We start from the raw sequence: 15,631 nt of genomic DNA, 5'->3' as shown, positions 1-15,631 counted from the left end.
ACCACAAAAATTCGATTAATTGGGGTACAATCAAAATACCTTGCTATCACAGTTTGACAATTAAACTCCTTTTAAAACATTTTATTTAAAAACAGAATCCGACAAAAAATAATAATATATACAGAATACAAAATCACTAAAAACCTAACAGTCAATTAATTAAATATTCACAAAGGCAATTCGGGTATTACAAGCAAAAAGCTTTCACCAATTATTTTTTTAATATTCAGCCATTTGTCACTTTCTTTTTACAAAAAATATTATTATTTTTAAAAAGTAAACTAAAACATTTTTCTCAAATGTATATTTAGTTTTTAAATTAAAAAAAAGAGCACGCTTTTTCAATTATTACTTACATATCTCATTAATATTGACTTTATAAGTAATATTTCACGTCATTTTCCATAAACATCGTGGCAACCGCCTCAAAAATTAAAATTCATATAGATTTTATATGAATTTCATATGAAGAATTCAAAAAAAACCACATTTCACTTATTTTGCATTAACGTTTTATCATTTTTTTTATAAATATTTTAATATATGCAAAAAACTTTAAAATTTTTTTAACTTTTTTTTCATTTTATTACAAAAATTGTAGTTTTGGATATTAACTAAAACTGATTTTTTAACAATGAAAAAACTCCTACTCGCAAGCTGGTGTTTGTTCATGCTATTTATTAGTGTGGTACATGCACAAAACAAAACGGTTACCGGCCGGGTAACTTCAAAAGACGATGGACTACCGCTGCCAGGCGTGTCCATAAGAGTTACAGGTACAACCATCGGTACCCAAACCAACGCAAATGGCCAGTTTGTGTTGAATGTTCCTTCTTCGGCAAAAACATTAGGCTTTAGTTTTATTGGTTACGCATCTAAAAGCGTTGAAATTGGAAACGGCCCCTTAACTGTAGTCCTCGAAAGCACGGCCAACAAACTATCTGAAGTGGTTATCTCGGGGGCTTACGGAACCAAGCAAACGTCACGGTCAGCTTCCTATGCTGCCCAGGTTGTTAAGTCTGACGAGTTGAACACTATCCGCCAGCCAAACATTAACAATGCCTTAGCCGGTAAAGTTGCTGGTATCCAGGTGCGTAGCCAATCGGCAGCGGCCTTGGGTCGCGGTACAAATATCAGGCTGCGCGGTGCTGTAGGCTTTGGTAGCGGCAACAACCCGCTTTACGTTGTTGACGGCACTATTTTGCCAAACTCAGACGATCTTAACCCTGACGATATGGAATCTGTATCGGTATTGGAAGGCCCGGCTGCTTCGGCACAATTTGGTTCGCAAGGTGCATTTGGTGCAATTGTTATGACTACCAAAAAAGGTAAAAAAGGCCGCGGTACAGGTATTGAGCTTAATGTTGGTGCCAACTTTGATCGTGCTTATATCCTGCCTAACTATCAAAACACTTATGGAGGTGGTGCATCTGCCGATTTTATACAGTATCATTGGAAACAAGGTGACCCTGAGGGTTGGAAAGCGCTCGATGGTAAATACTATCCTGATTATACCGACGACAGCAGCTGGGGTCCGCGTATGGTTGGCCAGGAGTATATTCCATGGTATGCATGGGCGGCAGGGACAAAATATTCATTCAAAACCGCTAAATGGACTCCTCAGCCAGATAATGCAAAAGACTTTTTCCAAACAGGTGTCGCGCTTAACAATGGTATCGCTTTTACAAAAGCCGGCGATGATTACAACGTAAGGATGAGCTACAACAACCAAAATACCCGTGGTATTGTTCCTGAAACGAAGTTGAATAAAAACATCTTTAACTTAAACGTTAACCTTGATTTAAACAAACACTTCAGCGCCGGTGCCAACATCAATTTTGTCGGTACACAGCTTAACGGTCAAATCAGCGACGCTTATGCAAGCGCTACCAGCGGCTCATTCAACTCATGGTTTCACCGCGATCTTGATATGGGTATCATGAAGGAGTTACAGGATTTGAAATCCCCAGATGGTACTTATGTAAGCTGGAACCACCAAAATCCAAACTCTTATGATCCTGCACATCCTGATCAATTTTACGCAGGTAACTACTGGTATAACCCTTACTTGTGGCAAAAACAATGGAGAAACCTTAACCAGAGAGACCGCTTGTATGGTTCGGTTTACTTCCAGTACAATATCAATAAGGATTTAAACTTTAAAGTAACTTATCGCCGTAATCAAACCAACACCTGGAACGAAGGTAAAATCTCGTCTGAAATTCAGGCCAGTGGTACACAAACCGGTCAGAAAGCTGCTTACGGTACTTCAAACAGCTACTCGAACCGCGAGAACTACGAAACCTTGTTAAGCTATAACAAGCAAATTAAAGATTTTCACGTAAATGCTAACGTTGGCACTGATATTTACAACTGGAGTTACAAAGATAACTCTGCAAGTACTGTAAACGGCTTAAGCGTACCAAACCTCTATTCTTTATCAAACTCGGTAGACCCTATATCCTTTGGCAATGGCCGTACACAGGAGCAATACCGCGCCGTGTTTGGCAAGGCTTCTATTGGTTACAAATCGATAGTTTATGTTGATGGTACGCTACGTAATGATTGGTACTCAACATTACCAAAAGCAAATGGGGCTAACTCGGTACTATCAAAGTCATTTGGTGGATCATTCATCTTCAGCGAACTGCTTCCAGGCTTCAGAGACTGGCTGAGCTTTGGTAAAGTAAGGGCTTCATGGGGTCAAATCCCGCGCGCTTTGAGTACCGGTACCGAAACTTTTGGTGCCTACGTAAACAACGTGGTATACGGCGTTGCGGCAAACAAATTTAACGGCTACTTGCTACAAGGCGGTCCGAACAACTTTGTTGATCCTAACCTGCATGGCAGTACTACCGAAACTGTAGAGCTTGGCTTTAATCTTGGTTTCCTTAATGACCGGGCTACCTTCGGCGCAACTTATTACTCGGCAAAAGATAAAGATTTCCCACAATCGTTAAGCGTTAACCGCGCAAGTGGGGTATCATTTATCCAAACCAACGTAGGTGCCATTAAAAGAAAAGGCTTAGAGTTAATGGCAGGCGGTACTCCAATTAAACTTCCAAACTTTAGCTGGACCATTAACGCAAACTTTTCTCAGTTAATTGACAATACTGTAACCGAAATCAGCGACAAATACGGTGTTGACCGTGTGCAGGTAGCAGGTGTTTGGGGTACAGATATGCCATACCTCATTAACCAAAAAGGCAAATGGTGGGGGCAGATTTACGGTAACGGTATAAAACGGAACGCTAATGGCGTGCCAATTCTTACCTCATCGGGTATGTATCAAAACGATCCAAACGTTTATTTTGGCAGCGCGTTACCTAGATACACCGGTGGTTTACAAAACTCGTTTACTGTTTTCAAAGACTTTATCCTGAATGTAAACGTAGACTACCAATTTGGCGGCAAATTCGTATCGTTATCAAACAGATGGGGCCAGTTTAGCGGTTTAACAGCCAATACTGCCGCACTTAACGATAAAGGTTTATCGGTACGTGACCCTGTTGCTGATGGCGGTGGTGTTAAAGTTACTGGTGTTGATGCCAATAACAATGCAGTTACTTATTATGTGGATGCAAAAGCATACTACCAGGGCTTAACCAATAACAAAACTTACGATCCTTATATCTACGATCTTACCTTTATCAAACTACGTGAGGTGGCTTTGGGTTATAACCTGCCAATTAAAAAATGGGGCTTAGGTAAAACTTTGCAGTCGGCAAGGTTTGAACTTACGGGCCGCAACTTATTGTTAATCTATGCGAAATCAAAAGATTTCGATCCTTCGGAAATTACTGCAACAGAAGGTGAAACTGCACAATATCCTGGCACAAGGGGTATAGGCTTTAACCTGCGAGTAACATTCTAACGATTTAGGGATACCAGAAAGATAAAAAAATGAAAAAGATATATTTATACACCATAGCAAGCGCACTCACACTGTTCGGTGCAGGCTGTAATAAAGTTAAAGACTTCGGTGATGTTAACAACAATCCCGGAGCAACCGTAACGCCAATTCCGTCGGCGTTACTTTCAAACGTTGAAGCGGGTTTGGGCGGTTACGCTTCTACCGGCACCGAGGCTATAAGCGGCGGCCAGTATGCTCAGTATTTTACAGAAACACAGTATTCAGGAACATCTTTATATAACCTGCCTCAAAATTCATTTGCAGGCAACTACGGTGGCAACCTGAATAACCTGCAAATTATCATCAGGTTAAATCCAAACAAAAATATGGTTAATGTTGCCAAAATCCTGCAACAGTACATTTTTTGGATCATGACCGATTCATGGGGTGATATTCCATACAGCGAGGCGCTGCAAGGTTCATCAAACATTTTGCCTAAATATGATGCACAGCAGGATATTTATAAAGGCATGCTGAGCACACTTACCACCACTATCAACTCGTTCGACTCATCGCCAATAAGCGGCGACCTCATTTATGGTGGCGACGTTGCTTCGTGGAAAAGAATGGCAAACTCGTTAAAATTGCTTATAGCCGTGCAAATGTCGAAAGTGGCAAGCGTTTCGGCGTTAGGTTCAACATCTGTTAAAGAAGCAATTGCATCAGGTGTTATCGAAAATAACGACCAAAACTTTACCCTGAAATATCCGGGCGGCCCATACAAAAGCCCATGGTGGAACCTATACAATGGTCGTAAAGATTTTGCCGAGGCGAAAACCCTTACCGACTATACTGCTTCAACAAGCGATCCGCGCCAGGTATATTTTGGCGGAGAAAGCGAGCAAGCCGGCAATCTTAACACTTCAAACATTGGTGTACCTTATGGTTTAGCCCGCCTTGCTGTTACTGCATTTACTGATGCCAATCCGAAATGGGCCCGTGTACTACGTGGGGATAAAAGACTTGAAAACGGCTCTGTGACACTAATTACCGCTGCAGAAATATGGCTTGCCAGAACAGAAGCTGTACAATTAGGCTGGGCTCCTGTTGGCGAAACGGGGGGGGCTGATTTTACGAAAGGCACAGGCTGGTCATTTGATCAGTGGGGGTTAACCTATGCTGCCGGTGTTGCTTTTGCAAAAGGCTTAAATGGCGGCAGCGATACTGTTACGCCAGGCATCGAATTGATCTCAACCCAGCGTTGGGTTGCCAGCTACCCTGATGGCCACATGGCGTGGGATATCTGGAGAAAATCGGGCTTCCCTCATCTAACCCCCGCTCCGGATCACACCAACTCTTCCGGTCAGATTGTACGCCGCTTTGTATATGTACCTGATGAGTACAGCACTAACGGCAAAAATGTAACTGCTGCAGCGGCACGTATGGGCGGCGACAGTCAGGATACCAAAGTATGGTGGGATGGTGGTAATTGATCATTATTAAAACAGACAGAAACATGAAAAAGAATATATCATTTAAATACTTACTTATTGCCGGTATTTGTTCTGCCGTTGCCTTTACTGGCTGCCGGAAAGAAACCGAAGCTGATAAAATAACTACAGAAGCGCTCAATAACGGTATTTCGTTTATAGGCTTTCCCGACGGTATGGAACAACCCCATTTCTTTGATCCCTTTACCAATATCAAAACTGTAGATGTGTTTGCATTAAAACGCGACGCCAAAAGCGCTGCCGATTTACAAAAAGATCAAACCATCACTTTAAAGTCATTGCCGGCCGCCATTGATAAGTACAACGACGATAACGATACCCAATACGAGTTGTTGCCAACAAGTCTTTACACCATCAGCAGTACTAAAGTTACTGCCGACGGTTCTGGTAACCTCACTGCTAAATTTGCTCCGGGCGATTTTCAAAACTACTTCACAATTAAGCTTAATGGCAGCAAGTTTGACCTGAGCAAAAAATACGCCCTTGCTTACATAATTACCAATGCAGGCGGCCTAACCATACATGCGGCAAGCAAAGACACTTTATTTACCTTCTTTGCTATCAAAAACAAGTATGATGGTGAATACCACTCAACTGGAACTTTCCACCACCCTACAGCGGGTGATCGCGCTATTGACAGAGATAAGACCCTTACCACAGCGGGCGCTATTTCCGTGAGTACAGAGATTGGTGATATTGGTGGATCAATGACCCTGACTGTAAATGAAGCTACGAACGAGGTAACTGTTTCTGGGAATGTTAGTGCAACTCAACCTTTACTTCCGGTTCCGGGCCTTACAAGTACTTATGATCCTGCCACCAAAAGTTTCATATTAAACTACCGGTACTTAGGTGGCGGTGGTTACCGCGTGGTTGAAGAAACAATCAAGCACAAATAATCGGTTAATGATCAAGGAGAGGCTATATTGTTCTCTCCTTGATTTTATCAGCGAAACCAATTATTAGGGTTTCCGGGCACAGGCGGTTCTTGCAGTAATCAGCTAAAGCCTGTAATCAGGTCCGTTAATGCATGCCATGCAGCACCACAGGGATCACAATGCTTTATTATTTTGTTTTTCCTCTAAGGTGTAATATGCCAATTCAGAACCTACACCATTAAACTACATAATTAACACTGCAGCTTCGTTCTTTTAGTTAATAGTTACAACAAGAAACCGTACACAGTAAGCTCGTGTACGGTTTTCCCTATTATATTCGGTTGTCAGAAATTCGGATCAAAATTAAAACAGATCGGGTTTGACAATCCTACCATATTACCGCTCAGTGCTGCTGATTGCGGCACCTGAGGGTAAGGCGTAGACGGCCCTTCAACCGTAACCCGGTAATAAGTACGGCCGGCTATTGCCGGTGTATCGGTAAATTCAATCATGGGCATTTTTCCTTCCATTTTAAAAGCACCAAACGGGTTGCCGTTTTTTACCACATTGATAGTGTAGGTAGTATCCTTTATACTGTTCCCGGTTAACTGAACTTTAAATTTAACCGGCTTACCTGTTGCCTTCACATTATCACCCATCATCATATCCATTTTATCGTCGCCATTTAAATCAGCATAAAACTCAACACGGGGAGCATATGGGTTTGAGCTTATGGATACCCGTCCGTTGGTTAAGGCGTCAATAACAGCTTGCTTAGTACGTGCAGTTGCAAATACCTAGGTAGTGGCCGTTCCTGCATAATTGGCTTTAGCCTGGTAAGTATTAGGGCCTGATTTTTCATCCCCTACAGGCACGCCGTGATGTGCATCGCTCCCTCCCCTGCCGGTTAGCTTTCGGCCCGATGACAGCATATCATCCCAGATCATGATCGCATTGGCATTTTTTGACCAGATGGCCGAATTCCATACTTCGATAGAATTAACCATATCATACGAATACCCAAAATGATCTTTACCGCTGGGATGGTTTGCCGACAGGTGAATACCAAGTTTATTTTTTATGCGCCCCACCACAGTATCGCGCTGATCGCGCACGTCAAATAACTGTTGATGATCATAAGGCCTGGCCGAAAAGGCGTTGCCATGGCCTCGGGTAGTTGTCCATTCGGCAGCGTAAAGCAGCAATACCGAGTCTGATTTAAACTCCGGATCAGCCCAGGTATTGTGGGCTACGTCGCCTTCTACATGATTATCGTGATCGGTAATAGCCAGGAAATCGATCCCTACTAACCTGCAAAAAGTGATGATCTTGCTGATTGAATTATTTGACGACTCCCTGCTATGCCTGGAGTGCATATGCAGCTCGCCTTTAAGCCAGACACCCTGACTGAGACTGGCCGGCGGCGGCAGTGTGCCCAGCGGTTTGGGAGCCCAGGGGTTTACATGGGCCGATTGCCCCAATGCCGAACCGCTGATGCAGCCCGCAACCATAATTGTTAAACCGGTTTTAATTAAAAGTCCAATGTTCCTGTTAGTGCTTAGTACCATAAGTAATTTTGTCGATCTTTTTATTTTGTAATACTTTCGGCAGCCAACTTAGCCCACTCGTGTTAGCTCACCGTTAACAGGAACAAATGATATAAAAATGTGACAGTGAAGCAAAAATTGAGGTGTCCGCTTTAATTTTTATTTGACTGAAAATTAAATCTAACATCCCGCAAAACATTTGTAATTTAGGATTAAGCGATTTAACTCAACAAATTATACCCATGAGCAACACGACAACAACACGCTGGCCCAGGCTCGATTACCATGATCTTAAAGATACCCTTGCAAGTGTTCATATGTGGACTCAAATCATTGGTAAGGTAAGACTAAAACAAATGCCCTGGATCAATCATTCATGGCAGGTAACCCTTTATGTAAGTTCAACCGGTCTAACTACCGGAAGTATGCCATTTGAGGGCGGCGTTTTCCAGATAGATCTTGATTTTATCAGTCATACCCTGAATATATCCACCAGTACCGGAGAAAAACGATCGTTTGAGCTCGGTACCGGAAGTGTGTCCGCCTTTTACAGTTCTCTGATGGACAGCATTGCTTCAGTTAATGCAAGTGTAGAAATATATGCGGTGCCGAATGAAGTGGAGCCGGCTATTCCTTTTGCCCAAAATCATACGCCGTGTAATTATAACGCTTCCATTATGCATGATTACTGGCAGGCACTGGCAAGGATCCATAATGTTTTCACAGAGTTCAGGGCCGGGTTTCAAGGAAAAAATAGTCCGGTACATTTCTTTTGGGGAGGATTTGACCTGGCGGTCACCCGCTTTTCGGGCAGGCCCGCACCAAAACATCAGGGCAGCGTTCCCAATATGCCCGCGATAGTAATGCAGGAAGCCTATTCGCAGGAGGTGAGCTCATGCGGCTTTTGGCCGGGTTCGGATGCTTTCCCTCATCCCGTTTTTTACGCATATTGCTACCCGACTCCGGAAGATTTTGCCACACAGCAGGTATCGCCTCCCGAAGCATTTTACAGCGGAGAAATGGGTGAGTTTTTATTGACCTACGAAGTTGTTTCCCGATCGGCCGACCCGGAAAGGACTTTGCTTCAATTTTTACAATCCACCTATGACGCCGCGGCTAAAACGGGAAATTGGGATAAAGATCTGCAATGCGATTTGTCGGCGTTAAAGAACGCGTGAGATAAAATATTGAGAGGCCAGAAAATCCTAAAACAACAGAATTTATCGATACCGCTGTTTAACATTTTAGCAGTTATCGTTTATTACAATTTAATAATTCAATAATAATATAATATTTTTTTTTGCAACTCGATATATAATAATACCTTTGGAAAAAAACCTATTCCAAATGAAAAAAAACCTATGTATTGCATTCATTCTTTTAATTTGCGGATGCTCTAAAAACCCATCTAATCATCCAATCGCGAACGACGCGAAAAAAACACAAAATCCTTTCGGAATAACCTCTTCAGGCACCAATGAAAGTGGGGCGGACAGTTTATCTAATACTAACAAAACTGAAATAACTAAGCGCGTTTCAGTTAATAGTATTTCATGCGCCTTATCACAAGTAGGAAGCACTACTCATTTTTCACCAAGTTACTATACAGTAATTGGCACGTTCCCTTCTTCGTCTTCATTTCCATCAGTTGTTGTTCCTAAAGGTACATGGCAAGCAGGAATTTATGCCTTTAACAACCAAGGCGACGGTAACCTTGTAGTTTATGTCCATTCAACAGGAAAAGTATTATGGGCCAGCAACACAAGTAATAAACAAACCAGATTAGATCTACAAAATGATTTAAATCTCGTTTTGTATCAAGTTAATGGGCCTCCTGTTTTTGAATCACAGACATATTATTTCAAATGTGGATCTCAAAATCCTCAAAATACTCAATTGGTGCTTACCGTTGACGGAGATCTTGCCATAATTGCTGATGGCGTAAATGGAAATGGTTCTCTTTCTACTGTAAATTTAGCGGATACACGTACCTTTGGCGGAGCTACAAGTCCAAATTCGGGCAGCTTCTTTAAACTTTATACTACATCTCCCGGACCGGGAACATATCCTTTCAAATACTGAAACATACAAATTTTATTGTAAGATTGGAAGGCCAAAGGCTTATGGATATAAAACTCCATAGGCCTTTAGCTTTTATTAAAAAATATTTAATTGTCATTCCTTATTGCCCATCGAATTAGAGACAATAAATAATCCAAAGAAATAAAATCTTTAAAACAATATACTCGTTTCTCACTGCATCAATTAATCACATTTTCCATTTGTTTTTATCTAGGCAATAATTTAACTTTATTTAGCAATAATTATTTGATTATGAGCCAATTTCCAGATCCTGACGAAACCCCAACCCCTGAAGAAGACAGTGGAAATATCCCTGATATTTGGGATATCAAAACATCAGGCAAGGGCCGCGTGGGCAGATCAGACATTAACCTGGATGAGGCCATGCCTTGTGCCGAAGACAGCGAGCCTTATTTGGAAGGGGATATAGGTACACCCGGTTTATGGGATGATAACGACCTGTCATCGTCTGATCAGGCGGATTATCTGGGATCGGAATAGTCAGGAAGCTATAGTTGCAATAGCAAAAGCTATCCCCATAACTATGGGCGAAAAAAATATTGCCCGTAAACAAAGTACGTAAATATTCCATCTATAATCGTTTTTCTTTGTGTTTTGCTCAATCCGTTCCTGGTAATTGATGATCTCAACTTTGTAAAACCTCAGGATCCTTTCATCATCAGCAATATCCTTATGGAAAAATGCCTTATCAAAGTATATTTTGGGGCTTGTACCTGGCAAAAGATATTCGCTTGGGGTTAAACCTTGCAGTACAAACATTAAACCTACTATCAAAAAATAAAAGATCCCTACAATTGCTGTAAATAACAAACTATCCAGGTGAGGTATATCCTTCCATTTTCCGATAGCATAAGCCACAAGACCAATTAAAACACCTGAAACCAGGGTTAATAATCCGTTTGATCGTTCATAAATACCCTTTGCCGTTTCTATGGTGTAGTTATATGATTTTTCGGCCTGTTCAAATATGAACTTTGCATCTTCCAGGGTCAATTTATTGAGCCATTCCTTTTTTTCCTGCCAGAAGTTTTCCATATGGATACTTTTAACCTAATTTAAACTAAATCTGGCGTAATTCATACAAAATCAAGCAAATAGATATTAAAACATCCACTTAAAGCTTATTAAGTGCCGGCAGAGTAATGATCAAGCTACGAGATTAATTAAGCAGGTTTAAGAGGCAAAGGATATTTTTATCCTTTGCAAAAGGTATACAGGTACTGAGCGGACTTTCATTGATGTTTAAGCGTTACGCGCCGTTTTCGGCCTTGATATTATTCCCGATCAGCCGGAAGTTCACCATGAAATCGGTTGGGAAATAAAAAGGCATTAATGCCTGCAATGGAGCTATAAGAACTAAAGTTTATTAAAAAAATTCGCCGAAATGCCAGAGGATTCCGGAAGGGTCATGTAAAAAACATTCCCTACCCCATTGCTCTACACGGATTGGGGTTAATCTTACTCCGGCATATTTTGCAGGCAGATCAAGAGCCAGCAACTCGTTCCAGTAGCGGGCAACATCATCAACTTCCAGAAACAACATGGTGTTATCAACCCAATCTTTAACGTAAGCGTTTTGAAGGTAAAATGCCAGTTGACCTAACTTGAACACCGACATATTAGGATCTAACACAACTTCCTCAAAACCCAGGTCACGATAAAAACTGCGAGAGGTTTCAAAATCTTTTGCACCGATGAACGGCCTGAGCGATATAGCTTTGTGTTGCATATTTGTGGCTTTAGATTTCAACCTGCAATCTACGTAAACATAACGCAGATTGCAGGTTAATTAGATACCAAGATACTTCATGGCCGTTGATTTTCAAATAACTAATTAATTCGCTTTTAATGTCAATTTTTTTGCTGAGATAGAAAAGTAACCAGTGAGGCAAATTCATCATATGATAATGCATTGGCAAGCCCTACAGGCATCATAGACGTTTTCAGTTCCTTCCTGGTAATCACATCGCCGGATTTAATGGTAAATACATCTCCGGTAATGTTTCTCATCACTATTTTTTGGGCAGACTCATCTGTAATAAATCCCATATAATTTTTATTTCCTTTAGCTGTGATCATCACCGTGGCAAATCCCTGCGAAATAGAAGCGCTGGGTTTTAGGATGGATTCGGCAATTTGCTGGCGGTTCATGATAGATCCTATCTGTCCCATAAACGGGCCTTTTAATTTTTCGCCACGGGTAAGGCTATGGCAGGCTACACAACCTTGCTGCGTAAACAGTGCCTTTCCTTTCTTTGGATCTCCTTTAACTTTGGCTAACATCAACATCACATCTTCAATAGATGAATTACCGATCTGCCCTTTTTTGTTCAGGATCTTTGACAAATCTACTTTAACCTCTTTTGTTGCAACACTTTTTTCCTCACCGCCAAAAGCTGTAATTCCCATTTGGTGGCGCTCATTCAGGTCGGCATAAAATTGCTTGCCGGCAGCGCCTGCTTTGCTTCGTTCAAGCGTCAGGAACTTCTCGATACGAGCCGAGCCTTCCCAGGTTATACCTTTGTAAATTGGGCCATGTGAATCGGGCCGGGTTCCCCACCACCAGGATGCATCATAGAGAGCTTCCTGCTTATAAAGGCGTGCCAGGGTTACCGATATTTGTTTCTTTGTTTTTACATCTTTGATTTTGGGATAAGCAGCAATCAAACCATTTACCGCTTTAGTATCGTACATATACCGCAATGCCCATAATGCTAATGTCGAATTGGTAGTTCCAATTGCACCAACGCATGCATCAACCGCATTCATGCTTACAAGTGCCCTCACAGCCAGGTGGGGCAGTATTATGGCCGAATTTGGCGTGGCGTGCGGTCCTTCGGTATTTTTAGCAGGCGCTGCAAAACTTGCAGGAACTTGTGTTTTAAGTAATTCAGAAGCTGCTTCTAAACGGCCAAGACGACCCAAACCTATAATTGCCGCAGCCTTCACGCGCGGAGACGGATCTTTCAGCCCGTTCAAAAAGGGAGCTATTGGCACTTGTGCTATTCCTTCTTTCCTGTCTGTTAAGGCTCGTAATGCAAATTCCCTCAGAGCATTATCCTCCGTAAGTTGTACAAGGTTAGCTATTCCGCTCTCCCGGGCAATTTGTCCGTAAGTAAAAAGAGCAGCCACCCGTGCATATAAAGCAACACTTGCATCTGATGCTATGGTAAAAGCTGCCTTGCTGCTTTCGTCAGCCGGTCTTGTAATAAGTTCCTGCGAAGCATTTAATCTCGCCACTGCGCTTTCTGATTTTAACATATTGGCCAAATCAGCTACGGCCAGCGCTTTAACATCAGGAAATGCTTTATAGCTCCATCCATTAGGTATGGCCCTAATAACATAACCCTTTGAGGCACTGCCCGAATATCCCGCGCCATCCCAGGCCGAAAGATAGAGCCGCCCCGCACCATCAACATCCAGATCGGTAATCTGGGGTAATTCAATAAATGGTTCTTCAGTTTGTTTAAAACTGGCACCATCTGGTTTTACCCTATTTATATAAAGTTCGCTCCGTCCCCAGTCGGCCGTCATAGGTACATGGTTATATTTTTCGGGCCAAGTAGGTTCATCCATAAACAGCGAACCTGTGCCTGAACCGCCGCCCAAATCAACCAGGGCGGGCAGAATCTCATCTGTAAAATGCTGAAATAATAAGGGGTAACCATATTCGCCCGATTGAATATGATGCGAAAAACGGATGTTCCATCCGCCGCCATCATTGGTATTGTCTCGGGTAAATACATTCATGTACGGATCTATGGCAACATCATAAATATTGCGGGTACCATGAGTATAAACCTCCATTTCTTTGCCATTAGGCCTTACCCTTATGATGCCGCCGCCAAGCATGGTCAGTTTTTTACCATCGCGGTCGGTAGCATCATGAAAGCCGAAATCGCCAACAGCTATGTAGATCCATCCATCAATCCCCATACGGATGCCATTAGTAGCATGGTCTGTTCCGCGTTCAACCAGCATGTGAGCATTACTCAGGTGCTCGACGAGTGGTTTTGGCGGCCCGTCGGCTATCCCATCATGATCTTTATCTTCAAAAACTTCAAGGATCATACCGGTTGCCTTAAGAGTTTCTTTTGAAAAAACTGTATGGAGCACAAAAACCTGGTCGCCCATGATGAGTATACCGCGCGGATCATCAACATCAGCAAAATCTGTATGTTTATCTAACTTACCATCATTATCGCTATCGATAAGTTTAATTATCCGCCCTTTCCCGGGGTCTTTACCCAGCGAACCAATCATATCAACGCCAACAAACACCTCGCCTGTGGCAGCCACAGCTAAACAAGCCGGACTTGGTGTAAGCTCAGGTCCGGCAAACCTGGTGATTGTAAAGCCGGCTGGCCAATGGAGCGAATCGCTCTTAGAATGACTTTGTCCTCGTATTGAAGCCAAAGTATTTGGTTTAGTGGGTCCCGCTTCGTTACTGCGGGTATTTGCAAAATATTTGAACGTCAAAAAGAAAGATAAACAGAGGAATAGGGTTAAGGAAAACTTTAACATTGTTATTTTTAATTATACAGGTAAAAGGCAGTCAAATTAGTCTTTTTATTTTATTTATTGTTTAGGAATCCGTTTCTCAGCGGTCAACTGCTTAATTACGTCGGCTAATTTCTGAGGATCATGCGCGTATTTTTCAAGATTAACAATTTCAACTTTCCTAAACTCAACTGGATGGCTTTCGCTTTGCAGGGAAATTGTACCGCTTTTTAACAACGCACCTTCCTCTGCGCTGCCAACGGGATCTAATTGCGGACGCTGATAACGTAACACTTCTTCTCCGTTTACATAATGTACCACCAGCGAATCGCCCAAAACAAGGGCCTCCACCCTAACCCACTGATCGCCATGAAAGGTTTCCGATTTTGAATCCAGGCAATGACTTTTAACTACCGAGTTATTTAAAACGTACTGTGTACCAGGGGTGCACACGTTCGCCGTCGGCCGTTTATCTTTACCATTACCGCCCAATAACTGAACCTCAATGGATATTGGAAAGTCCTGGTCTACCTTCATTGTTTTAGGATCCTGCCCGTGTATCATAATTCCGCTGTTGCGGAACGCCCATCCGGGGCCGCCTTTTACCTGGTTACCTGTGAAACGATACTCTACCCCTATCAGGTAATAAGAAAAAGGCTTTTTGTAAAACAAGTGCCCAAACTGGTCATCAAATTTTTCATATTGATCATAATTTACCTGGATCTTATGATCAACAACCCTGAAGGTGTTACCAAAATTTTCATTTAATTGATGTTTCCTGATTTTAACAGTCCAATCCGTTAAATCCTTTCCGTTAAAAAGCTGTTCCCACTTAACTTTCAATTTTGGGTCTGGGCGTTTAAACGCCAGTAATATGGACAGGCTTATTAAAAATAAAACACTCGGTGTTGAAAGAATGAGTCCACGCTTTATCATGACATATTTTTTTATTATCTAACTATTAGTTTATTGCCCGAAAAATAAAAAAGCAGATTGCTACATAGGTTTAACTGGCTGCTGATCAAAAATGCAATAATAGAATTAGAAAAAAAGGGGGTAAAGCCCTAAATTTAAGGGGGTAAAATAAATTGCCTGTAAAAATCAAGATACAGAAAACTATCTGGTAGTATAGAAGCAATTAACTATAGACATATACTCAAAACAGCACCATGAACACTACCCCTGCCCTTGCTTTGTAACATTATCACTTGGATTAAAAAACAAGACACTTTTGTAAAT

At 41.9% G+C, this 15,631-nt stretch carries 12 protein-coding genes; 6 read left to right on the top strand and 6 right to left on the bottom strand.

Annotation, left to right across the window (positions count from 1 at the left end; genetic code table 11):
* Positions 1-634: 634 nt before the first annotated feature.
* From ACEN82_RS07235 to ACEN82_RS07225, 3 genes are read left to right on the top strand one after another with little or no spacing between them, the layout of a single operon-like run.
* The gene (locus tag ACEN82_RS07235; protein ID WP_413322675.1) at positions 635-3,874 is read left to right on the top strand and encodes a SusC/RagA family TonB-linked outer membrane protein; all 3,240 of its coding nucleotides are present in this window, start codon (positions 635-637) and stop codon (positions 3,872-3,874) included.
* 29 nt (positions 3,875-3,903) lie between these two features.
* A complete protein-coding gene (locus tag ACEN82_RS07230) occupies positions 3,904-5,346 on the top strand; it encodes a SusD/RagB family nutrient-binding outer membrane lipoprotein (RefSeq protein ID WP_413322676.1) in 1,443 nt (480 codons plus the stop codon).
* 23 nt (positions 5,347-5,369) lie between these two features.
* Positions 5,370-6,263: a BT_3987 domain-containing protein gene (locus ACEN82_RS07225; protein WP_413322677.1), complete on the top strand. Its 894-nt coding sequence runs from the start codon at positions 5,370-5,372 to the stop codon at positions 6,261-6,263.
* A 323-nt stretch (positions 6,264-6,586) separates the two neighbouring features.
* Here ACEN82_RS07225 and ACEN82_RS07220 read toward each other — a convergent pair whose 3' ends face one another.
* Positions 6,587-6,913 carry a hypothetical protein gene (locus ACEN82_RS07220; RefSeq protein WP_413322678.1) on the bottom strand — a complete coding sequence of 109 codons (327 nt, stop codon included), beginning with the start codon at positions 6,911-6,913 and terminating at the stop codon, positions 6,587-6,589.
* A gap of 126 nt (positions 6,914-7,039) precedes the next feature.
* Complete coding sequence (locus tag ACEN82_RS07215) at positions 7,040-7,810, bottom strand: CehA/McbA family metallohydrolase (protein ID WP_413322679.1); 771 nt, start codon at positions 7,808-7,810, stop codon at positions 7,040-7,042.
* A 221-nt stretch (positions 7,811-8,031) separates the two neighbouring features.
* On the opposite strand from ACEN82_RS07215, the gene ACEN82_RS07210 reads away from it, so the two are divergent.
* From ACEN82_RS07210 to ACEN82_RS07200, 3 genes are all read left to right on the top strand, one after another.
* Complete coding sequence (locus ACEN82_RS07210) at positions 8,032-8,967, top strand: DUF5996 family protein (protein ID WP_413322680.1); 936 nt, start codon at positions 8,032-8,034, stop codon at positions 8,965-8,967.
* A 169-nt stretch (positions 8,968-9,136) separates the two neighbouring features.
* Positions 9,137-9,871 carry a hypothetical protein gene (locus tag ACEN82_RS07205; protein ID WP_188832681.1) on the top strand — a complete coding sequence of 245 codons (735 nt, stop codon included), beginning with the start codon at positions 9,137-9,139 and terminating at the stop codon, positions 9,869-9,871.
* 252 nt (positions 9,872-10,123) lie between these two features.
* Entirely contained in the window at positions 10,124-10,372 is a 249-nt protein-coding gene (locus ACEN82_RS07200) for a hypothetical protein (protein ID WP_354483939.1), read from the top strand.
* On the opposite strand, the gene ACEN82_RS07195 is transcribed toward ACEN82_RS07200, so the two are convergent.
* The 4 genes from ACEN82_RS07195 to ACEN82_RS07180 form a co-directional block, all read right to left on the bottom strand.
* Positions 10,373-10,927, bottom strand: coding sequence for a hypothetical protein (locus ACEN82_RS07195; protein ID WP_413322681.1), 555 nt, complete (start codon positions 10,925-10,927; stop codon positions 10,373-10,375).
* A 331-nt stretch (positions 10,928-11,258) separates the two neighbouring features.
* A complete protein-coding gene (locus ACEN82_RS07190; protein WP_413322682.1) occupies positions 11,259-11,621 on the bottom strand; it encodes a VOC family protein in 363 nt (120 codons plus the stop codon).
* 122 nt (positions 11,622-11,743) lie between these two features.
* Positions 11,744-14,308: a DUF7133 domain-containing protein gene (locus tag ACEN82_RS07185; RefSeq protein ID WP_413322683.1), complete on the bottom strand. Its 2,565-nt coding sequence runs from the start codon at positions 14,306-14,308 to the stop codon at positions 11,744-11,746.
* A 162-nt stretch (positions 14,309-14,470) separates the two neighbouring features.
* Positions 14,471-15,328 (bottom strand): 3-keto-disaccharide hydrolase, encoded by an 858-nt coding sequence (locus ACEN82_RS07180; protein WP_413322684.1) that lies wholly within the window; start codon positions 15,326-15,328, stop codon positions 14,471-14,473.
* Positions 15,329-15,631: the final 303 nt, after the last annotated feature.

The sequence above is a fragment of the Mucilaginibacter sp. Mucisp73 genome (genome assembly GCF_059491465.1).
Note: the sequence above shows the minus strand (reverse complement) of the source record. Positions and strands in the feature narration are given on the sequence as shown.